The sequence below is a fragment of the Galactobacter valiniphilus genome (assembly GCF_003575975.1).
Classification (GTDB): domain Bacteria; phylum Actinomycetota; class Actinomycetes; order Actinomycetales; family Micrococcaceae; genus Galactobacter; species Galactobacter valiniphilus.
This window is the reverse complement of sequence record NZ_QQXK01000001.1, coordinates 68,503-88,351: the sequence shown is the minus strand read 5'-3', so window position 1 is coordinate 88,351 and position 19,849 is coordinate 68,503. Positions and strand designations below refer to the sequence as shown.

The 19,849-nt window shown below is 70.5% G+C and carries 18 protein-coding genes; 6 read left to right on the top strand and 12 right to left on the bottom strand.

The annotated features are described in order from the left end of the window. Positions 1-99 precede the first annotated feature (99 nt). A complete protein-coding gene (gene paaZ, locus DWB68_RS00440) occupies positions 100-2,217 on the top strand; it encodes a phenylacetic acid degradation bifunctional protein PaaZ (RefSeq protein WP_233548524.1) in 2,118 nt (705 codons plus the stop codon). Between the two features lie 174 nt (positions 2,218-2,391). On the opposite strand, the gene DWB68_RS00435 is transcribed toward paaZ, so the two are convergent. The 12 genes from DWB68_RS00435 to DWB68_RS00385 form a co-directional block, all read right to left on the bottom strand. Beyond that, the gene (locus DWB68_RS00435) at positions 2,392-3,090 is read right to left on the bottom strand and encodes a GNAT family N-acetyltransferase (protein ID WP_119423164.1); all 699 of its coding nucleotides are present in this window, start codon (positions 3,088-3,090) and stop codon (positions 2,392-2,394) included. A gap of 101 nt (positions 3,091-3,191) precedes the next feature. Continuing rightward, a complete protein-coding gene (locus DWB68_RS16920; protein ID WP_267896906.1) occupies positions 3,192-3,317 on the bottom strand; it encodes a hypothetical protein in 126 nt (41 codons plus the stop codon). Between the two features lie 156 nt (positions 3,318-3,473). Beyond that, positions 3,474-4,241 (bottom strand): type I methionyl aminopeptidase, encoded by a 768-nt coding sequence (gene map / locus DWB68_RS00430; RefSeq protein ID WP_119423163.1) that lies wholly within the window; start codon positions 4,239-4,241, stop codon positions 3,474-3,476. Between the two features lie 308 nt (positions 4,242-4,549). Next, entirely contained in the window at positions 4,550-6,208 is a 1,659-nt protein-coding gene (locus DWB68_RS00425) for a thiamine pyrophosphate-dependent enzyme (RefSeq protein ID WP_119423162.1), read from the bottom strand. A 177-nt stretch (positions 6,209-6,385) separates the two neighbouring features. Further along, positions 6,386-7,282: a nicotinamide mononucleotide transporter gene (locus DWB68_RS00420; protein WP_119423161.1), complete on the bottom strand. Its 897-nt coding sequence runs from the start codon at positions 7,280-7,282 to the stop codon at positions 6,386-6,388. Between the two features lie 136 nt (positions 7,283-7,418). After that, entirely contained in the window at positions 7,419-8,054 is a 636-nt protein-coding gene (locus tag DWB68_RS00415) for a TetR/AcrR family transcriptional regulator (RefSeq protein WP_119423160.1), read from the bottom strand. 89 nt (positions 8,055-8,143) lie between these two features. After that, positions 8,144-9,460: an AMP-binding protein gene (locus tag DWB68_RS00410; RefSeq protein ID WP_119423159.1), complete on the bottom strand. Its 1,317-nt coding sequence runs from the start codon at positions 9,458-9,460 to the stop codon at positions 8,144-8,146. Positions 9,461-9,568: 108 nt separating this feature from the next. Continuing rightward, positions 9,569-10,033, bottom strand: coding sequence for a hotdog fold thioesterase (locus tag DWB68_RS00405; protein WP_119423158.1), 465 nt, complete (start codon positions 10,031-10,033; stop codon positions 9,569-9,571). Between the two features lie 146 nt (positions 10,034-10,179). Then, positions 10,180-10,635 (bottom strand): DUF1275 family protein, encoded by a 456-nt coding sequence (locus DWB68_RS16915; protein WP_199700330.1) that lies wholly within the window; start codon positions 10,633-10,635, stop codon positions 10,180-10,182. Continuing rightward, positions 10,554-10,985 (bottom strand): DUF1275 family protein, encoded by a 432-nt coding sequence (locus tag DWB68_RS16910; RefSeq protein WP_267896905.1) that lies wholly within the window; start codon positions 10,983-10,985, stop codon positions 10,554-10,556. Before DWB68_RS16910 ends, DWB68_RS16915 begins: the two co-directional genes overlap by 82 nt. 71 nt (positions 10,986-11,056) lie before the next feature. Beyond that, complete coding sequence (locus DWB68_RS00390; RefSeq protein ID WP_119423157.1) at positions 11,057-13,297, bottom strand: S9 family peptidase; 2,241 nt, start codon at positions 13,295-13,297, stop codon at positions 11,057-11,059. 63 nt (positions 13,298-13,360) lie between these two features. After that, positions 13,361-13,696: a DUF2809 domain-containing protein gene (locus DWB68_RS00385; RefSeq protein WP_119423156.1), complete on the bottom strand. Its 336-nt coding sequence runs from the start codon at positions 13,694-13,696 to the stop codon at positions 13,361-13,363. Positions 13,697-13,913: 217 nt separating this feature from the next. Here DWB68_RS00385 and DWB68_RS00380 point away from each other — a divergent pair, with 217 nt between their 5' ends. The 5 genes from DWB68_RS00380 (at position 13,914) to DWB68_RS00360 (ending at position 19,836) form a co-directional block, all read left to right on the top strand. Then, entirely contained in the window at positions 13,914-15,566 is a 1,653-nt protein-coding gene (locus DWB68_RS00380; protein ID WP_119423155.1) for a circularly permuted type 2 ATP-grasp protein, read from the top strand. Beyond that, the gene (locus DWB68_RS00375) at positions 15,560-16,507 is read left to right on the top strand and encodes an alpha-E domain-containing protein (RefSeq protein ID WP_119423154.1); all 948 of its coding nucleotides are present in this window, start codon (positions 15,560-15,562) and stop codon (positions 16,505-16,507) included. Before DWB68_RS00380 ends, DWB68_RS00375 begins: the two co-directional genes overlap by 7 nt. Further along, positions 16,504-17,346 (top strand): transglutaminase family protein, encoded by an 843-nt coding sequence (locus tag DWB68_RS00370; RefSeq protein ID WP_119423153.1) that lies wholly within the window; start codon positions 16,504-16,506, stop codon positions 17,344-17,346. Before DWB68_RS00375 ends, DWB68_RS00370 begins: the two co-directional genes overlap by 4 nt. Positions 17,347-17,572: 226 nt before the next feature. Beyond that, positions 17,573-19,084 carry an amino acid ABC transporter substrate-binding protein/permease gene (locus DWB68_RS00365; protein ID WP_233548523.1) on the top strand — a complete coding sequence of 504 codons (1,512 nt, stop codon included), beginning with the start codon at positions 17,573-17,575 and terminating at the stop codon, positions 19,082-19,084. Continuing rightward, positions 19,081-19,836 carry an amino acid ABC transporter ATP-binding protein gene (locus tag DWB68_RS00360; RefSeq protein ID WP_119423152.1) on the top strand — a complete coding sequence of 252 codons (756 nt, stop codon included), beginning with the start codon at positions 19,081-19,083 and terminating at the stop codon, positions 19,834-19,836. The genes DWB68_RS00365 and DWB68_RS00360 overlap by 4 nt, the downstream gene beginning before the upstream one ends. The last annotated feature ends 13 nt before the right edge of the window (positions 19,837-19,849 follow it).

Below are 19,849 nucleotides of genomic sequence, written 5' to 3'. Positions count from 1 at the left end.
GGTGGTATCAGCCTAGGGGAGTCCGGGTGTGGCCCGCATCACCCGGCGCTGATACCGTAGGCCTTGGAAAACTGACCGATCGTTCGGGAAAGGCGCGTCGTGACCCTCACCGCCCACACCAGCTATGTGCCCAGCTACGCCCTCGACGCCTGGTGGACGCCCGCCGACGGCACCGCCGGCACCGAGGTCCGCGACGCCTCCACGGGTGAGCTGATCGCCCAGGCCTCCACCTCCGGCCTCGACATCGCGGCCATGATCAACCACGCCCGCACCGTGGGCCAGGCGGGCCTGAAGGCCCTGAGCCTGCACGAGCGCGCCCTCATCCTGAAGCAGCTCGCGCTGTATCTGCAGGAGCACCGCGAGGAGCTGGATCGCCTCAACCTCGCCACGGGCGCCACGAAGCGCGACGGCTTCGTTGACATCGACGGCGGCATCGGCGTGCTCTTCACCTTCTCCTCGAAGGGTCGCCGCGAGCTCCCGAACGCCAATGTCATCGAGGAGGGCCCGGTCGAGGTCCTCTCCAAGGACGGCTCCTTCCAGGGCACGCACGTCTTCACCGCGCTCCCGGGCGTGGCGGTGCAGATCAACGCCTTCAACTTCCCCGTCTGGGGCATGCTCGAGAAATTCGCCCCGGCCTTCATCGCCGGCGTGCCGACCATCGTCAAGCCGGCCACCCCCACGGGTTACCTGACCGAGGCCTGCGTGCGCCTCATGGTCGAGTCCGGCCTCCTGCCCGCCGGCTCCATCCAGCTCGTCTCCGGCTCCGCCCGCGACATCCTGGACCACCTCGACTACCGCGACATGGTGGCCTTCACCGGCTCCGCCGCCACGGCCCACGGGCTCGGCAAGCACGTCAACGTGACCGAGGGCGGCGTGCGCTTCACGGCCGAGACCGACTCGCTCAACGCCGCGATCCTCGGCCCGGACGCCACCGAGGACACCCCGGAGTTCACGGCCTTCATCCGCTCCGTTTCCAACGAGGTCACCGCCAAGGCTGGTCAGAAGTGCACCGCCGTGCGCCGCGTCCTCGTCCCCGCCGGGCGCCGCGACGCCGTCGTGGCTGCACTGGCCGCGACTTTCGACTCCCGCACCAAGACGGGCGATCCGCGCGCCGAGGGCGCCACGATGGGCCCGCTCGCCTCCATGGATCAGCTGCGCGACGTCCGCGACGCCGTGGGCCGCCTCGTGGCCGGAGGAGGCGCCCTGGCCTACGGCGACCCGTCCGCGCAGGACGCCGTCACCCAGGAGGGGAAGGCCGCCGAGGCCGGCGCCTACATGTCGCCCGTGGTGCTCACGTGGGAGAACCCCAACGCCCCGGCCGTCCACGAGATCGAGGCCTTCGGCCCGGTGACCTCCGTCATCGAGTACGCCGATGTGGACGACGCCGTGCGCCTTGCCGCGATGGGTGGCGGCTCGCTCGTGGCCACCATTTGCTCGCACGACCCGGCCGTGGTCGTGGCGCTGACCCAGGGCATCGCGGCCCACCACGGCCGCGTCCACGTCCTGGACCGCGACGACGCCAAGACCTCCACGGGCCACGGCTCGCCCATGCCGCACCTGATCCACGGCGGCCCCGGCCGCGCCGGCGGCGGCGAGGAGCTCGGCGGCATCCGCGCCGTCAAGCACCACATGGCCCGCACCGCCCTGCAGGGTAGCCCCGACATGCTCACCGCCGTGACGCAGGTCTGGCACACGGGCGCCAAGCAGTCCCTCGCCGGCGACCCCGAGTTCGGCGGCAGCCCCGAGAATGTGCACCCGTTTCGCAAGTCCCTCGCCGAGCTGCGCATCGGCGACGGCTTCGCCTCCGGCCTGCGCCAGGTCTCCCGCGAGGAGATCCAGGCCTTCGCCGACACCACGGGCGACACCTTCTACGCCCACACGCAGCCCGACGCCGCTGAGGCCAACCCCTTCTTCCCCGGCATCGTGGCCCACGGCTACCTGCTGGTCTCCTGGGCCGCCGGCCTCTTCGTGGAGCCTGCGCCGGGGCCGGTGCTGGCCAACTACGGCCTGGAGAACCTGCGCTTCATCACGCCCGTCGCCGCCGGTGATTCCATCCGCGTGACGCTCACGGCCAAGAAGATCACCCCGCGCGTCACCGACGAGTACGGGGAGGTCGCCTGGGACGCCGTTCTGAACAACCAGAACGGCGAGCTCGTCGCCACGTACGACGTCCTCACGCTCGTGGAGAAGGAGGACATCACCTACAAGAACTGGTGATGCCGACCCTTTGACGCACGGCGACGCCGCGGTGACCTTCCCATGACAAGGTCACCGCGGCGTCGTCGTGCGGTGGGGGGGCGGGCCGCGCGCGGCCCTGCGTCGCGTTTCCCCGGTCGTTGCACTTTTCCCCGCGTATCGACCGGGGAAAGGTGCAAGCACCGGGGAAGGAGATCACTCCTCCGGGATGCCGAGCTCGGCGCGCAGGCCCGGGACGTCGCCCTCCACGCCTAGCGTCCACTCGGGGCGGACGAACTCGTGGGGTTCCATGGTGAACAAGACCGTGCGGACGGGCTGGCCGGCGCTGACCTCACGCGCACGGCCGTTCTCGCGGTAGCCGACCGCCCGGGACACGCCCTGCGAGGGCAGGTTCCAGTCGTACGCACCGGAGGTGGCTTCCGTGGCACCGAGGTGGTCGAAGGCGAAGACAAGGATCGCCTGGCGCATCTCCTTGCCCAAGCCCTTGCCCTGCTCGGAGGCGGTGAGCCAGGAGCCCGTGCCGACGGAGCGATTGAGGGGGAAGTTCTTCACGAAGTAGTCCTGGCGCCCGATGATCGGGGCCCGCCACCAGGCGTCCACGTCCGCGTCCACGCGCCGCACGGCAAAGCTGAGGTTCCAGTTCTCGGGCGTGCGTTCTGCCCGTTCGCCCCAGATGTTCTGGGCCGTGCTCGGCAACATTTCCTCGCGCGGGGCCAGCGACCACGGCACCACAAACGGCATCTGGTCCTTGGGGTGGATGCCGGCGACGGCGGCGTCCACGAGGCCCACGATGTCCTCGTCCCACACTGGGCGCAGGGCCAGGCGCGGGGTGCGCAGCACGAGCCCGAAGCTGGGCAGGGCGGAGGCGAGCGGGTGGACGGGGGCGGTGCTCATGGCGGCCTTTCGGGGGAGGGTGAGTGGTTCGAGGGTACGGGAAAGGCCCGCCCCTCCACGCTCGTCAGCGTGGGGGACGGGCCCACCGAAACCCGTGTGGGTTAGGCGCCGCGCCTGGCGGCGTGGGAACGAGGCGGGACAGTTCGGGAGGGGCGCAGGCCCTTGCCGTTGATGTCCTGACGCTTCCCGTGCGCCTGGCGCGGCACACCCTGGAAGGGTTCCTTCATCGTCGGCCTCCTTTCGTCGATACCGCCGGTGTGGACCCCGTACGTTCCGGGGCCTGCGGCGGGGGCGCCGCGGCGGTGCGACCAGTCTGCCCCCAGCGATAGAGACTTGTCAATCACTGTTGGACTGGTCCGCTCTGCGGGCAGTGGCGGCCCGGCCTACGGCGCCGTCAGGACGATGTTTCCCGTCTCCGTGATGGCCACGGTGTGTTCGGAGTGGGCGGTCAGCGAGCCGTCGGCGCTGCGCAGGGTCCAGCCGTCGCGGTCGGTGCGCAGGCGGTTGGTGGTGGACATGAACCACGGCTCGATCGCCACGACCATGCCGGGCAGCAGCTTGAGGCCCCGGCCCGGGCGGCCATCGTTGGAGATGTGTGGGTCCTCGTGCATGGTGTGGCCCACGCCGTGGCCGCCGAACTCGAGGTTGACCGTGAGGCCGTAGGAGCGCGCGACCTCGCCGATGGCGTGCGAGATGTCGCCCGTCTTGGCGCCCGGCTGGGCGGCGGCGATGCCCGCGGCGAGGGCCTCCTCGGTGGCGCGTATCAGCCGCTCGCCCTCGGCGTTCTCGCGGCCGACCACCACGGTCACGGCGGCGTCGGCGACCCAGCCGTTGAGGCTCGCGGCGAAGTCCACGCTGAGCACGTCGCCGTCGCGCAGGACGTAGTCGAAGGGCTTGCCGTGCAACACGGCGTCGTTCACGGAGGTGCACAGCGAGTAGCCGAAGGGCCCCTTGCCGAAGCCGGCGGGCTCGTAGTCGACGTAGCAGGAGACCGCGCCGGCCTCCTTGATCATGCGGGCGGCCAGGGCGTCCAGCTCCAGGAGGTTCACGCCGACCTTGGCGCTGGCCTTGAGCGCCGCGAGCACGTCGGCGACGAAGCGGCCGGCGGGGCGCATCGCCTCGATCTCCGCGGGGGTTTTCAATTCGATCACTGCACATCCTCCAAGAGCGGCCGCGTCGCAGGCGGACGCGAGGCCATTGCCATTCAATCACTCGCGCTCGCCGGGCGTCACGAGGCCCGGGCGGGTGCCGCGCTGGCGGCCGCGGCCGGGGCAACCCAAGGCACGACGGCGACCGGGCGCCGTCGTGCCCGAAGCCACCACACGCCGTCGGGCACCTCACGCGGCCCCTGCCACCCGCCCCCGCGGGGACGCCCTCAGGATGCCCGACACAAGACGAGCGGGGCACTGCGGGGCGTGACGTAACGCCCCGCGGCACCCCGCTCGGGGAGCCGGCCGGCTCAGTAGGCCTTGGAGCGCTGCGGCACCAGGACGTGGACCAGCGCGAACTGCCCGTTGCGCGTGGCCTCGATCGCGGCGGCCAGGGCGTCGGCGATCTGCTCGTTGCGCTCCACGCGCGCGCCGAAGCCGCCGAACGCCTGCGCCATGAGCGCGAAGTCGGGGTTCTTCAGCTGCGTGCCCGAGATGCGCTGCGGGTACATGCGCTCCTGGTGCGTGCGGATGGTGCCGTACTCCTCGTTGTCCATGACGATCACGAGCGGCGTGGCACCGTACTGCGCGGCCGTGGCCAGCTCCTGGCCGTTCATGAGGAACTCGCCGTCGCCGGCGATGGTCACGACGAGGCGCTCGGGGTAGTTGAGCGAGGCCGCCACGGCGGAGGGCACGGAGTAGCCCATGGAGCCGTTACGGGCCGAGATCATCGACGCGTAGAACTCGGTGGGGAAGTAGCGGTGCGCCCAGTTGGTGTGCTCGCCGGCGCCGAAGGTCACCATGGTGTCGGCCGGGAGGGCCGGGACCAGGTGGGCCATGACGGAGTCCATGGTGGACTGCTCAGCATCGGTGCGGGCCTCCGGCAGGGCCGCGAACTTCTCCTGCTCGGCGCGCATGCGGGTGGTGAATTCCTCCCACTCCGGCTTGACCTCGAGGTCCATGCGGACGAGGTCGCGCACGAAGGTGTCCGGCTTGGAGACGATCTGGTGGGTCACGGGGCCGGAGCGGCCGCGCAGCGAGGGATCCATCGTGACGATGAAGTTCTTCTGGTCCCAGTTCTGGCGGATGTTGAAGCCGTTGGTGATGACGTCGCCGGGGACGGTGCCGATGAACACGAGGAGGTCGGTCTCCTCGAGCAGGTCGTAGGTCGGCTTGGGGCGGCCGTAGCCGATGGGGCCCACGTAGGACGGGGAGGAGAAGGGCACGGTGCCCTCGCAGCGCCACTCGGCGGCGGCGGCGAGCTTGTGCTCCTCGAGCCACTGCGTGAAGGCCGTGGCGCCCTCCTGCGTCCAGTCGTTGCCGCCGAAGATGAAGAGCGGCTTCTTGGACTCCAGGAGCGCCGCCTTGAGGGACTTCCAGTCCTCCACGGTCATGCCGCCCGTGGCCACGGGGATCTGCGGATGCACCTCGGCGTGGACCTGCTCGCGGATGATGTCCTCGGGCAGGCCGACCACCACGGGGCCGGGGCGGCCGGAGACGGCGGCGAACATGGCCTCGGCGACGATCTCGGAGGCGCGCTCGGCGTGGTCGAGGACCATGACGCGCTTGGCACCGGACTCGAACCAGGCCTTGGGATCGAACTCCTGGAAGGCCTCGCGGTCGCGGTGCTCGAAGGGGATGAGGCCAACAAAGAGGACCATGGGCGTGGAGTCCTGCCACGCGGTGTGCAGGCCCACGTGGGCGTTGGCGGCGCCGGGGCCGCGGGTGACCATCGCGACGCCGGGCACCTGGTGCAACTTGCCGTCGGCCTCGGCCATGTAGGCGGCGCCGCCCTCGTGGCGGCAGACCACGGTCTCGATCTCCGAGTGGTGCAGGCCGTCGAGCACATCCAGGTAGCTCTCGCCCGGCACCACGTAGGTGCGCTTCACGCCGTGAGCCACGAGGCTGTCGACGATGAGGTGGCCGGCCGAGCGGGATGCGGGCGCGTTGGTATCAGGTCGGGACGTCATTGTTCCTCCGGGTACTGCGGTGTCATGGATGCCCCTCCCCGCAGAGAAGAGGCTGACCTCAACGTACCGGCAGGGGACGGTGCGAGGTCGCCCGGGGACGCTCCTGTGCCCTTGTATGACGCGAAAAGGGCGATGCATTCCCTGGCGGGAATGCATCCCCCTTGCCGGCGGTGAGGCTCAGTCGCGCTTGGCCTCGGCGGGGGTCTCGGTGCCCGACGTCGCGGCGTCGGCTTCCGCGGCCTCGTCTCCGGAGGGGGCCTCGGCCTGGGCGGCCGCGGAGTCCTCGGCGTCCTCGGCATCCTGTGCAGCGACGGCGCGCTCGGCCGCGGCGCGGTCCAGCACGTCGGCGCTGGCCTCGACCTCGGCCTCCTCGGCGGCGTCCTCCTCGGCGGCGGGCACCGGGGTGCCCCACGCGATGAGGCCGTAGATCGCCGTGATGAAGATCAGCACGTAGCCGAAGAGGAGGGCGAAGAGCGGCTCGCCCGAGCCGGAGATGATGGGCTGCAGGGTGGTCAGGGCGGCCAGGCCAGCGCCGGCGAGGGCGAGGGTGCCCCAGGCCCAGCGGGCGCCGAAGCCGAGGTAGGCCACGGAGACCGTCAGGAGGGCCGTGCAGAGAGCGTTGATCCAGGGGGTGATCATGCCGGGGTTGCTCAGCGTCGCGAACAGCACGCGCGGGGCCGTGATGGCCTCGCCGAACTGCAGCAGGGTGACCACGAGGACCAGCACCACAAAGAGGATGAGCGCCGCCACGGAGCACTCGGCGTTCTTCACGCGGCGCGTGTAGCGCCCGCGCAGGCTGGAGCGGGAGAAGGCCCACAGGCCCACGGCGCCCGCAATGAGCTGCGGCACGGCGCCGAGCAGCAGCCAGTAGTCGTTCTGGCCCGGGTAGAGGGCAACGAAGAGCGGACCGGCAAAGACACCGAGCAGGTAGAACCACCAGCCGAGGTCGTTGCGGCGGGCCAGGAACACATTGCCCACCGCAAGGAACAGGCTCGAGAGCATCGTCAGCAGGAACACCGTGGCGGTGGTCGTGCCGGCTTCCGCTCCCGTGAGGGTCATGATCAGGTCGTTCACGTGCTGCCTAGCTCTTCTCGAGAATCGTCTTGAGTGGCCCGCGCACAGCACAGGCCACCGGCCATTCTACGGGGCATAGAACTCCGGCCCCGACCCACGTGGGGTCGGGGCCGAGCTGCAAAGCGTTCTCTCAGCGTCAGGCGCGCGGGACGAGGCCGTCGAAGAGGATGGCGAGGATGGTGCGCTCCGCCTCCGCCTCGGAGACGTTGCCGCCCGGGCGGTACCACTCGGTGAGGGAGTTGACCGTGCCGAAGAGGAAGCGGGCCACGGTGGTGGCCGCAAGATCTGAGCGCACGGAGCCCTCCTCCTGCGCGGCGCTGACCAAGGCTGCCGCGTGGCGGTCGAGCGCGCGGCGGCGCTCCATCGCTGCGAGCTCCACCTCGGAGTTGCCCCGCAGACGCAGCAGGAGCGTGACGGAGGTCTGCTGCTCGAAGAGCACCTTGAGCGTGCCGCTCACGGCGCCACGCAGGCGCTCGAGCGCCGTGCCGGAGCCCTGCGAGGCGTCGTCGAACACCGCCTCGAGCGGGGTGAGGGCCGAATCCAGCGCCAGGCGCAGGATCTCCACCTTGGACGGCACGTGGTGATAGATGGCCGACTTCGAGATGCCGAGCCGCTCGGCCAGCATCCCCATGCTCGTGGCGTCGTAGCCAAACTCGGTGAACGCCTGGACCGCGATCTTCAGGACCGTGGCCTGGTCGTAGCCCGGGCGGCCGCGCTTGGCCCCGTGCTGGGCGGCGGCTGGCGTGCTTCCGGGGGTGGAGATGGTGGGCATAGGGGTGATCCTCCCACGGCGCGTGGCCGGGTGTCGTGTGAAACGCAACGTGGGGTGGGCGTGCGCCCACCCCACGTTGCGTCGAGGAATTACTGGTTGCGCAGGTCGTAGACGCGGCGCAGCTTGCCCACGGAGCGGACCAGGGCGCCCGGGTCCACCACGTCGATGGCGCAACTGGAGCCGATGTGGATCTTGATGAGCTTCTGCAGCTCGCCGGCCGCTGCGCGGGCGCGGTCGGTGGAGCAGTCCTCGCGGCGCTCCACCTTCACGGCCAGCTGGTCCATGCGGCCCGGGCGGGTGATCTCGAGCTGGAAGTGCGGCGAGAGGCCGTCCACCTTGAGCACGAGCTCCTCGATCTGCGTGGGGAAGAGGTTCACGCCGCGCAGGATGATCATGTCGTCGCTGCGGCCCGTGATGCGGCCCATGCGGCGGTGGCCGGGGCGGGCCGTGCCGGGGAGCAGCGTGGTGAGGTCGTGCGTGCGGTAGCGGATGATCGGCAGCGCCTGCTTGGTCAGGGTGGTAAAGACCAGCTCGCCGGACTCGCCGTCGGCCATGACGCGGCGCTCATCGAAGGGGTCGATGATCTCGGGGCGGAAGTGGTCCTCCCAGATGTGGGAGCCGTCCTTGGTCAGGTTCGACTCGCCGGCCACGCCGGGGCCCATGACCTCGGAGAGGCCGTAAATGTCGCACGCGTCGATGTCCCACATCTCCTCGAGCTCCTCGCGCATCTCCTGCGTCCAGGGCTCGGCGCCGAGCACGGCGACCTTGACGGAGGTCTTGCGGGGGTCGAGGCCCTGGCGCTGCATGGCGTCGCCGATGGTCAGCAGGTAGGTGGGCGTGCAGGCGATGGCCTCGGGCTCGAAGTCCTGGATCAGCGTGATCTGCTTCTCGGTCTGGCCGCCGGACATGGGGATGACCGTGGCACCGGCGCGCTCGATCGCGGCGTGCGCGCCGAGGCCGCCAGTGAAGAGGCCGTAGCCGTAGGCGTTGTGCACGCGCCAGCCGCGCTGCACGCCGGAGAGGCGGAAGCAGCGGGCGCCGAGCTTGGCCCAGTCGTCGAGATCCTGCTGGGTGTAGCCCACCACGGTGGCGCGGCCCGTGGTGCCGGAGGAGGCGTGGATGCGCACGACCTCCTCGCGCGGCACGGCAAACATGCCGAAGGGGTAGGTCTCGCGCAGGTCCTCCTTGGACGTGAACGGGAACTTGGCCAGGTCGGCGAGCTCCACGAAGTCGGAGGGGTGCACGCCGTGATCGTCGAACTTCTTCTTGTACAGCGGCACGCGGTTGTACGCGTAGTCCAGGATGGCCGCGGTGCGCTCGGTCTGGATGGCCTCGATCTGGTCGCGGCTCATCGTCTCTTCGGGATCGAGGCCATTCTCGGTCGAGGTGGTGTTCGTGGAGGTCATCGTTGAGCCTTCCTGGATTCTGCGTGGGTGCTGCGTGCGGGTGGGCGCCGGTGGAACGAACCGCCGGCCGGTGTGCGGCGAGGGGACCGCGGGTGAGTCGTTGCGGGGCTAACGAACGATGGGCGGGGCGCCCATGACGGTGCGGGAGCGACCGCGGAACTCCAGGAGGGTGGAGACCGAGCCGTCGGCGTTTTCTTGCGTGACGGTGATGTCGTACAGGCCGCTGCGTCCCTGCTGGACGCGGCGGACGGCGGTGGCGCGGATGGGGCGCCCCGGCTGGCCGGGGCGCAGGAAGTTGACGTCGGCACCCTGGGCCACGGTGTAGTGGTCCTCGGCACCCTCGGCCTCGTTGCAGGCCATGGCAAACGCGACGTCGGCGAAGGTAAAGAGCATGCCGCCCTGGGCGATGCCGAAGCCGTTGAGCATCTCCTTGCGCAGGGTCATCTCGATGACCACGCGGCCGTCCTCGACCTCGACGGGTTCCACGCCGAGCCAGTGCGAGCAGTGATCGAACTCGAGGATCTTGTGCTGCGCGCCCAGGCGGGCCCCCAGTTCCGTGGCTTCTGCGCTCATGCGCTTCCTTCCCTGCGGCGGTGCGAGGACGCGGGCGCCCTTTAGTGACCGAACGGTCTGTCAGTAACTGGAAGCTATGCCCCGAGTGACGCTTGTGTCAAGCGTCACAGGATCGGGTGACGGCCGCAACGCCCGACGGCGGGTGCTCACGTCTCGCTCCAGGCGGGCGCCGAGCGCCCGGCCCGCCAGGCGGCCACGGCGACGGCCGCCGGGAGCAGAACGCAGCCGAGAAAGACGAGCCACGTGAGCCCGCCCAGCACGGCCCAGGCGCCGAGCGCCGCGCCGATGCCCATGGCCAGGATGGAGAGCAGCCGGCGGCCCTGGTGCGGGGCGCCGCCCGGGCCGGAGGAATCGGCGAAGAGCCCGGTGATGGTCAGGGTGAGCACCGTGGTGGTCAGATCCGCGACCTTGAGGGACCTCGCCGTGTGGTTCTGCAGGCCCATGGCCACGGCGAGCGGCACGATGACGAGCAGCGAGGCGAACGTGCCGGCGACCGCCCCGCCGGGAGCGTCGCCCGAACTTACGGCCCACGCGGCCCAGGCGAGGAGCCCCAGGAGGGCCTGGCACGCCGTCGTGCGCCAGAGGGCCGCGGCCCGCGGCACGCTGGCCGGCGCGATCCAGCGCCCGCCCGCCAGCGTGCCGCGGCCCGCAACACGCTGGCCGGCGCGATCCAGTGCCCGCCCGCCAGCGCCCCGACGCCGAAGGCGGCGATCGCCGCGATCGAGGCCGGCGCCCAGAAACAGCCCACGCCCGGGAGGGCAAAGCCGAGGAAGACCACGTTGCCGGTCATGTTGGCGACAAAGACGTGGCCGAGCACGAGGTAGGAGAGGGCGTCGACGAGCCCCGTCAGGAGCGTCAGGGCGAGCAAGAGCGGCGGCAGCGGGCCGTCCTTCGCGCTCGCGCCCGGGCGGAAGGTCGCCAGCAGGTCCCTGAACCACATGGCGCCCATCATGCCGCCGCGGGCCCCTCCAGAAGAAGGGGCCCGCGGCAGGGACGTGAGGGGATCGCTGCCCCCGGGACGGCTCAGGCGAGCGGCGCGATGCGCGCCGTGGCGCCCAGGTGCGTCAGGACGAAGGCGTTGTCCCAGGCGCGGTCCTTCCAGCCCTCGTAGCGCCCGGACGCGCCGCCGTGGCCGCCGTCCATCTCGATCGTCATGACGATGGGCTCGGTTCCCGTGCCGCGCTCGCGCAGGACCTGCACCCACTTGGCAGGCTCCACGTAGAGCACGCGGGTGTCGTTGAGCGAGGTGCGCGCCGCGATGGCCGGGTAGGGCAGGGAACCCACGTTCTCGTAGGGGGAGTAGGACTTCATGTAGGCGTAGACCTCGGCGTCCTCGATGGGGTTGCCCCACTCCTCCCACTCGAGGGCGGAGAGGGGCAGCTCGGGATCCAGGATGGAGGTCAGCGGGTCGACGAAGGGCACCTGCGCCACGATCGCCGCGTAGCGCTCCGGGGCCAGGTTGGCCACGGCGCCCATGAGCAGGCCGCCGGCGCTGCCGCCCACGGCGGCGACGCGCGCCGGGTCGCCCCAGCCGTTCTCGGTCAGCCAGGCGGTGGCGTCGACGAAGTCGGTGAAGGTGTTCTGCTTTGCAAGCTTCTTGCCCTGCAGGTACCACTCGCGGCCGCGCTCGCCGCCGCCGCGGATGTGGGCCACGGCGTAGACCACGCCGCGGTCCAGGAGCGAGAGGCGCGGGATGCCGAAGACCGGGTCCATGCTCGCCTCGTAGGAGCCGTAGCCGTAGACCTGCAGCGGGGCCGTGCCGTCGTTCGTGACGCTCTTGTGGTGCATGACGGTCAGCGGGATGCGGGCGCCGTCGCGGGCCGTGGCCCACTCGCGGTGCACGCGATAGTCGTCCAGGTTCACGTGCCGCACGGGAGTGGTCTTGAGCAGGCGCGAGGCGCCGTCGGCGGCGCGGACATCGTGCACCTCGGCGGGCAACAGGTCGCCCACGCGCACGAGCCGCAGGTAGGGGGACTCGAAGGCGGCGGAGCGGAAGGCCACCGAGAGCGGCACCTCGCCCGCGGTTCCTTCCGTGTCGGTGCCCGACGGCGCGTGGCCGGGCACGGCGCCGCTAGGCACCTGGGTGCCTTCCGCCGCGGCGAGCGGCGCCGAGGGCGCCGCTTGCTCCGGCGTGCCCAGACCCGCCAGGGGCAGGGTCCAGACGCGGGGGACGGTGTCCTCGCGGACGGAGACGATGAGGTGCGTGGCGGTGGCCTCGATGCCGCCGAACTTCACCTCGTCCTGGGCCGGGAGGACCGGCGTCCAGGCGGCGGGGTCGCCGCCCTCGGCCGGGGCGAGGTCCACGCGGCCGTTGAGGGCGTCGAGGTCGGAGAGCACGATGAGGCGGCGCTCGCCCTCCAGCGTGACGGGGAGGACCTGGTGCAGCGTGCGGGTCTCGCGCGGCACCACCTTGACGGGCTGGGAGGCGGCGTCCATGCCGGCCCAGACCCAGCTCTCGCCGTACTCGGCGTTGCCGATGTTGATGACGAGGTCCTCGCCGTCCGGGGAGGTGGAGGCCCCGAGCCACATGCCAGGGTCGGTCTCCGTGAAGAGGACGGTGTCCTCGGCCGGGTCCGTGCCGATGACGTGGACCATGAGCTTTTCGGGGCGCCAGGAGGCGTCCACCACGGTGTAGATGACCCGCGTGCCGTCCGGCGTGAGCTGCGGGTCGTAGAAGGTGCCCTCGATCGTGTCCGCCAGGTCTTCGCCCGTGGTGAGGTCCTTGAGGCGCAGCGTGAAGCGCTCGTCGCCGGCGTTATCCACGGCGTAGGCCAGGAGCGTGCCGTCGCGGCTCACGTCGAGGCCGCCCAGGGAGAAGAACGGCTGGCCCTCGGCGAGCGCGTTGCCGTCAAGGAGGATCTGCTCGCCCGGGACCGGCTGGCCCGGGGTCAGGGTGGGCGGGGTCCAATCGGCCTCCGTGTCGCCCGTGTCCTGCGCGGGGATGCGCGCGTGGAGGGCGTACTGGCTGCCCTCCTCGGTGCGGGAGTAGTACCACCAGCCGCGCTCGCGGGCGGGGACGGAGAGATCCGTCTCCACGGTGCGGGCCTTGATCTCGTCGAAGAGCTCCTGGCGCAGGGCCTCTTGATCGGCCGTGACGGCCTTCGCATAGGCGTCCTCGGCGTGAAGGTGGGCCAGGACCTCCGCAGACTCCTTGTCCCGCAGCCACTCCCACGGATCCGTGCGGGTGTCGCCGTGGTGGGTGGAGCTGACGGGGCGCTTCGGCGCGATCGGCGGCGTGGGCAGGCTCTGCTCGGGGGTGGTCATGCACCCATCTTGGCGCATGGCGGGGCGGGGCGGTGGGGCTCTCGCTCAGGGCGAAGGCGCGCGTCAGGCTGGGTGGTCCGACGCGGCTTCCCCGCGTCGGCGTGCTGTCGCTCGCAGCGCTGGCACGGCCCATAGGGCCAGCGCGGCGAGCGCGACGCCCACGGGGTACAGGGCAACGTCGCGCCAATCAAAGGTGGTGCCCAGGGTGAGCCGCCAGCCGATCCCCTGCGAGGACAGCCGCGCTGGAACCCCGGTGAGCTGCCAGAGCTCCACGCCCCAGCAGAAAGCCAGGCCGAGCGGCCAGGCGAGCCAGGCGCTCACGCGGCGCCTCGTCGCCGCGAACAGCAACAGGCCGAGGACCACCGTGACGAGCGCCGCGTAGGCGATGGTGCCGATCATGCGTCTCCTGCAACAACGTGCCGCGCGCCGCCGGGGTGGCCCGGCCGCGTGGCGCCCGGCCGCCCACCGGACGCCGAAAGCGCGACGTTACCGGGCGACGTCGGGCATGAAGGCTCCAAGCGGGCCAAGGTCACCGAAAGGTGACCAACCGCCCACGTTGCGCGCAGTCTTCATTCAGGTCTTACGCAGGAAACATTCCTATGGATGAATGTCCCCCATGATGGATCTCTTCGCTGGCTATACGGATGGGGCGCCGCCGCGCCGCTCGGCCGCCGGGGTGGCCGGCTGGGACGAGATGTTTCCAAGTACGAGCTTTGGCCCCTCCGCCCCGCGCGAGGCGTACCTGGAGCTGCACCGGGTCCTGAAGACCATCGACCAGGAGGAGCTGCGCAGCCGTACCGACGCGCTGGCAGGCAACTACCTCTCGCGCGGCGTGACCTTCGACTTCGCCGGTGAGGAGGCGCCCTTCCCGCTGGACCCGCTGCCGCGCATCATCGAGGCGCGCGAGTGGGAGCACATCGAGGCGGGCGTCTCCCAGCGCGTGCTGGCGTTGGAGGCGTTCCTCGCGGACGTCTACGGCCCGGCCGCCGTGGTCCGCGACGGCATCGTCCCCGCCGCCGTGATCGCCTCCTCCTCGCAGTACTACCGCTCGGCCCGCGGCGTGGAGCCGTCCAACGGCGTGCGCATCCACGTGGCCGGCGTGGACCTGATCCGCGACGAGACGGGCACGGTGCGCGTCCTCGAGGACAACGTGCGCATCCCCTCGGGCGTCTCCTACGTGATCTCCAACCGCGACGCCATCTCGCAGACGCTCCCGGAGCTCATCCGCACCATGCGCGTGCGGCCCGTGGACGGCTACCCGGCCATGCTGCTGAAGGCGCTGCGGGCCTCGGCACCCGTGGGCGTCGACGACCCCACCGTGGTGGTCCTGACCCCCGGCGTCTACAACTCCGCCTACTTTGAGCACACCCTGCTCGCCCGGCTCATGGGCGTGGAGCTCGTGGAGGGCCGCGACCTGTACTGCCAGGGCGGGCGCGTGTTCATGCGCACCACCGAGGGAGCGCGGCCCGTTGACGTCATCTATCGCCGCGTGGACGACGACTACCTCGACCCGCTCCAGTTCCGCCCCGATTCGGTGCTTGGCACGCCCGGCCTCATGGCGGCTGCCCGCGAGGGCAAGGTCTCGCTCGCCAATGCCGTGGGCAACGGCCTGGCCGACGACAAGCTCATGTACACCTACGTCCCCGACCTGATCCGCTATTACCTGGGCCAGGAACCCATCATCGACAACGTGCCGACGTGGCGGCTCGAGGAGCCGGAGGCGCTCGCTGAGGTGCTCGATCGCCTCGACGAGCTCGTGGTCAAGCCGGTCGGTGGCGCGGGCGGCAAGGGCATCATGATCGGTCCCGACGCCTCGGCCGAGGAACGCAACGCCATGGCGTCCAGGCTCCGGGCGGACCCGCGCGGCTGGATCGCCCAGCCGCTCGTGGTGCTCTCCACGCTCCCCACGCTGGTGGGCGACGGCGTGCGGCCCCGCCACGCCGACCTGCGTCCCTTCGCCGTGAACCACTCGGGCACGGTCAACGTGCTGCCCGGCGGGCTCACGCGCGTGGCGCTGCCCGAGGGCGAGCTGGTCGTGAACTCCAGCCAGGGCGGCGGTTCCAAGGACACCTGGGTGGTGGACGGCGTGCGCGGGGCCTCGCATCCATGGCGCGGGCGCCGGCCGGCGCCGGTGCAGGCCGTGGCGGCCTCCGCCGCCTTCCCCGCTCCTTCGGTCTCCGGCTTCGATACGCCGGAGGACGGGGAGGCGCACCACCAGCAGCAACAACAACAGCAACAGCAGGGCCGAGCCGAGGGGGAGTCATGCTGAGCCGCATCGCCGAGAGCCTGTTCTGGATCGGGCGCTACATCGAGCGCAGCGAGGGCACGGCCCGCATGGTCGACGTCCACATGCAGACGCTGTTGCAGGACCCGTGGGCCGACGAGGAGCAGGCCTGCCGCCTGCTGCTCGGCGTGCTGGGGGCGCAGGCGCCGGCGTCCGATCGCCCCCTGAGCCGCGAGGACCTCATCTCCACCCTCGTGGCGTCGCGGACCGAGCCCTCTTCGATCGCCTTCTCCCTCGCCGCGGCTCGCGAGAATGCCCGACGCGCCCGCGAGATCATCTCGGCCGAGTTCTGGGAGGTCCTCAACACCACCAACGCGCGCATGCCCGAGGTCATTACGCAGGACAAGGTGCATTCCTTCTTCGAATGGGTGCGCCAGCGTTCGATCCTCGCGGTGGGCATCGCCGACGTCTCGATGCGCCACGACCTGGGCTGGCACTTCCTGGCCCTGGGGCGGGACATCGAGCAGGCGGACATGACCGCCCGGCTCCTGGCCTCCCGCCGCTGGGGCGCCCCCGAGGGGGACCCAGGGGAGGGCCCCAGCTGGGTCAACCTGCTGCGCGCGTGCGGCGGCTACGAGGCCTTCCTGCGCTCCTGCCGCGGCGTGATCTCCGAGCAGGCGGCGGCCAACTTCCTGGTGAGGGACAAGCATTTCTCCCGCTCCATCCTGCACAGCCTCGACGGCGCCCTCGGGTGCCTCGCTGCGCTCGATCCGGACCGCGGCGACGCCGTCATCCCGGGCGGCGCCACGGCCGGCCTCGGGCGGATCCGCAGCGAGCTGCTCTACGTTGACCCCGCCGAGCTGCGCACCGAGATGCCGGCGTGGATGCGCAAGGTCCAGGCGAGCCTCGTGGCCGCCGGGGACGCCATGCGCGATCGCCACTTCGCCTCCTACGCCCAGCCCTCCTGGATCGGAAGCACCTCATGAGCCGCCTCAAGGTCGTCCACACGCTCGAGTTCCTCTACGAGAACCCGGCGCACGCCTCCTACAACGAGGTCCGCATCTCCCCGCTGCAGGAGATGGACCAGACGGTGCTCTCCAGCTCCATCACGCTGGACCCGCCGGTACCGCTGCGCCACAGCGTGGACGGCTTCGGCACCACGGTGGGGGAGTTCGAGCTGCTGCAGGCGCACACCAAGCTGCACCTGCGCGCCGAGACGGTGGTGGCGGTCCAACGCTCCGCCGTCTTTGTTCCCACCATGAGCGTGGAGGAGGTGTGCTCGCGCACGCTGAGCTCGCTCGAGCTCGCCGAGATGATGGTGCAGACCCCGCTCACGGCCCCGCCCTCCGGGGTGCGCCAGCTGGCGCAGGACGCTCTGGAGCCCGAGGACGTGGGCGCCAGCGCCCTGGCCCTGTGCCAGCGCGTGGGCGAGGCCATCAAGTACGTTTCCGGCGTCACCACCGTGCATTCCACGGCCGCCGACGCCTGGGCGCTCGGCAGCGGCGTCTGCCAGGACATCGCGCACGTGGCCCTCGGCGCGCTGCGCTCCGTGGGCATCCCGGCCCGCTACGTTTCGGGCTACCTCCACCCCTCGCGCGAGCCCGAGAAGGGCAAGGCCGTGGCCGGCGAGGCCCACGCGTGGGTCGAGTACTTCGCCGGGCGCTGGGTGGGCTACGACCCCACCAATCTCATCCCCATCGGCGAGCGCCACGTGGTGGTGGGCCGTGGGCGCGACTACCGCGACGTGCCGCCGCTGCGCGGCGTCTTCGACGGCGAGGGCTCCTCCCGGATGGAGGCCTCGGTGGAGGTGACGCTGCTCGCCTGAGGCGGGCGCCCGACGTCGTGCGCTCGCCGAAGCTTTGAGGCGCAGCTTGCGCTTTGAGGCGCGTTTCTCGCGCCTCAAAGCGCAGAACACGCCTCAAAGCGGTACTAACAGGCCCAATGTGGTGTGACTCACACCGACCGAAGTGGTCGATCCCGCCGGGGGTCTACCCTGGGTCCAGGCGCGCTCGAGGACCGGCGCGCCCACTCGCACACTAAAGGAGTCCTTCGTGCACTCGACACCATCAAGATTCGGCCTGCGGGCCATCGCCGGGGTGGCCGCCGCCGCCCTCGCGATGCTGCTGGGCGGCACCGCCGCCCACGCCGCGCCCGCCCCGACAAGCCAACCGGCCGCCGTCGTGCAGGCTCAGCAGCCGGCCGTGCTACCCGCCGACCTCGGCGGCAAGAAGTTCACCATCGCGACCGACACGACCTTCGCGCCGTTCGAGTTCCGCGATACGTCCAGCGGCGAGCTGGTCGGCATCGACATGGACATCCTGCGCGCCATCGCGAAGGACCAGAACTTCCAGGTCGACATCCAGTCCCTCGGCTTCCAGGCCGCGCTCTCAGCCGTCACCTCGGGGCAGGCCGACGGCGTCATCGCCGGCATGTCCATCACCGACGAGCGCAAGAAGATCTTCGACTTCTCCGAGCCGTACTTCGAGTCCGGCGTGCAGATGGCGATCTCCGCCAAGGACGACACCATCAAGGGCTACGAGGACCTGAAGGGCAAGACCGTCGTGGCCAAGTCCGGCTCCGAGGGCCTGGCCGAGGCGCAGAAGCTTTCCTCGCAGTACGGCTTCACCGTCAAGGCGCTGGACCAGTCGGCGACCATGTACGAGTCGGTCAAGAACCAGTCGGCCGTGGCCGTGTTCGACGACTACCCGGTGCTGGCCTACGGCATCGCTCAGGGCAACGGCCTCAAGGTCGTCACCGAGAAGATCCCCGGTGGCCAGTACGGCTTTGCCGTGCAGAAGGGCAAGAACGGCGAGCTGCTCGCCGCGTTCAACGATGGCCTCGCCAAGCTGAAGTCCTCCGGTGAGTACCAGAAGATCCTGGATCAGTACCTGAACCCCAAGGCCGCCAGCAGCGGCAACATCTTCCAGCTCGCCGCCGACTCCTGGCCGGCCCTCTCCAAGGGCCTCTGGAACACGGTGGTCATCACGATCGTGGCGTTCGTGATTGCGCTGGCGCTCGGCCTGGTCTTCGGCTTCATGAAGGTCTCCACCTCGCGCGTGCTGCGCGGCGTCGCCACCGTGTACGTGGCGATCTTCCGCGGCACCCCGATCCTGGTGTGGGCGTTCCTGTTCTACTTCGGCCTCCCGCAACTCACGGGCGTCAAGGGAGACATCTTCTGGGCGGGCGTCGCGACGCTCGCGCTGAACTCCGGCGCGTACCTGACGGAGATTGTCCGCGGCGGCCTGCAGTCGGTTGACCCCGGCCAGATGGAGGCCTCGCGCTCGCTCGGCCTCGGCTGGGGCAAGTCGATGCAGCGCGTTGTGGTGCCGCAGGCGGTCAAGATCTCGACGCCGTCCATCATCAACCAGCTGGTCATCACGCTGAAGGATTCTTCGTTGCTGCTGACCATCGGCTTCGCCGAACTGCTCTACCAGGCCCAGCAGATCTACGCGGCGAACTTCCGCACCACGGAGATGCTGATCATCGTCGGCGTCATCTACTTCATTGTGATCACGCTGCTGACCTGGCTGGCGAACTACGTGGATAAGAAGGTGAACAAGTGAGCGCGCAGACCGTGACTGAGACGGCACCCGTGATCGACGTTGTGGGGCTGCGCAAGTCCTTCGGCTCCAACGAGGTGCTCAAGGGCATCGACCTGTCGGTGAACGCCGGCGAGGTGATCTCGCTGATCGGGCCCTCGGGCTCCGGCAAGTCGACCATCCTCCGCTGCCTGAACCGGCTCGAGGATCCGACCTCCGGCACCGTGCGCGTGGCCGGCTTCGACCTCACCGACCCCAAGGTGGACATCAACGAGGTCCGCCGCCACGTGGGCATGGTTTTCCAGCACTTCAACCTCTTCCCGAACATGTCGGTCATCGAGAACGTGATGCTGGCGCCCGTGGAGACGAAGAAGCGCAGCAAGGACGAGGCGCGCAAGCAGGCGCTGGCGCTCCTGGAGCGCGTGGGGCTGAAGGAGAAGGCGGACGCGCGCCCGTCGCAGCTCTCCGGCGGCCAGAAGCAGCGCGTGGCGATCGCCCGCGCCCTGGCCATGGAGCCCGGGATCATGCTCTTCGACGAGGCCACTTCCGCGCTGGACCCGGAGATGGTGGGCGAGGTGCTCGAGGTGATCCGCGAGCTCGCGCAGACCGGCATCACCATGGTGCTCGTGACGCACGAGATGGGCTTCGCTCGCGAGGTCTGCGACCGCGTGGTCTTCATGGCCGACGGCGTGGTGTGCGAGGAGGGTGCCCCGGAGCAGGTCTTCGGCAACCCCCAGACCCCGCGCCTGCAGGAGTTCCTCTCCAAGGTGCTCTGAGCGACCGGCTCGC

What these genes read in the sequence shown, in the direction of transcription:
- DWB68_RS00390 (WP_119423157.1), bottom strand. Translation starts at nt 13,297, where the DNA reads ATGACCACCCCCGAGCAGAGCCTGCCCACGCCGCCGATCGCGCCGAAG.
- DWB68_RS00410 (WP_119423159.1), bottom strand. Translation starts at nt 9,460, where the DNA reads ATGACCTCCACGAACACCACCTCGACCGAGAATGGCCTCGATCCCGAA.
- DWB68_RS16920 (WP_267896906.1), bottom strand. Translation starts at nt 3,317, where the DNA reads ATGAAGGAACCCTTCCAGGGTGTGCCGCGCCAGGCGCACGGGAAGCGT.
- DWB68_RS00375 (WP_119423154.1), top strand. Translation starts at nt 15,560, where the DNA reads ATGCTGAGCCGCATCGCCGAGAGCCTGTTCTGGATCGGGCGCTACATC.
- DWB68_RS00435 (WP_119423164.1), bottom strand. Translation starts at nt 3,090, where the DNA reads ATGAGCACCGCCCCCGTCCACCCGCTCGCCTCCGCCCTGCCCAGCTTC.
- DWB68_RS00415 (WP_119423160.1), bottom strand. Translation starts at nt 8,054, where the DNA reads ATGCCCACCATCTCCACCCCCGGAAGCACGCCAGCCGCCGCCCAGCAC.
- DWB68_RS00405 (WP_119423158.1), bottom strand. Translation starts at nt 10,033, where the DNA reads ATGAGCGCAGAAGCCACGGAACTGGGGGCCCGCCTGGGCGCGCAGCAC.
- DWB68_RS16910 (WP_267896905.1), bottom strand. Translation starts at nt 10,985, where the DNA reads ATGATGGGCGCCATGTGGTTCAGGGACCTGCTGGCGACCTTCCGCCCG.
- DWB68_RS00380 (WP_119423155.1), top strand. Translation starts at nt 13,914, where the DNA reads ATGATGGATCTCTTCGCTGGCTATACGGATGGGGCGCCGCCGCGCCGC.
- DWB68_RS00385 (WP_119423156.1), bottom strand. Translation starts at nt 13,696, where the DNA reads ATGATCGGCACCATCGCCTACGCGGCGCTCGTCACGGTGGTCCTCGGC.
- DWB68_RS00425 (WP_119423162.1), bottom strand. Translation starts at nt 6,208, where the DNA reads ATGACGTCCCGACCTGATACCAACGCGCCCGCATCCCGCTCGGCCGGC.
- DWB68_RS00370 (WP_119423153.1), top strand. Translation starts at nt 16,504, where the DNA reads ATGAGCCGCCTCAAGGTCGTCCACACGCTCGAGTTCCTCTACGAGAAC.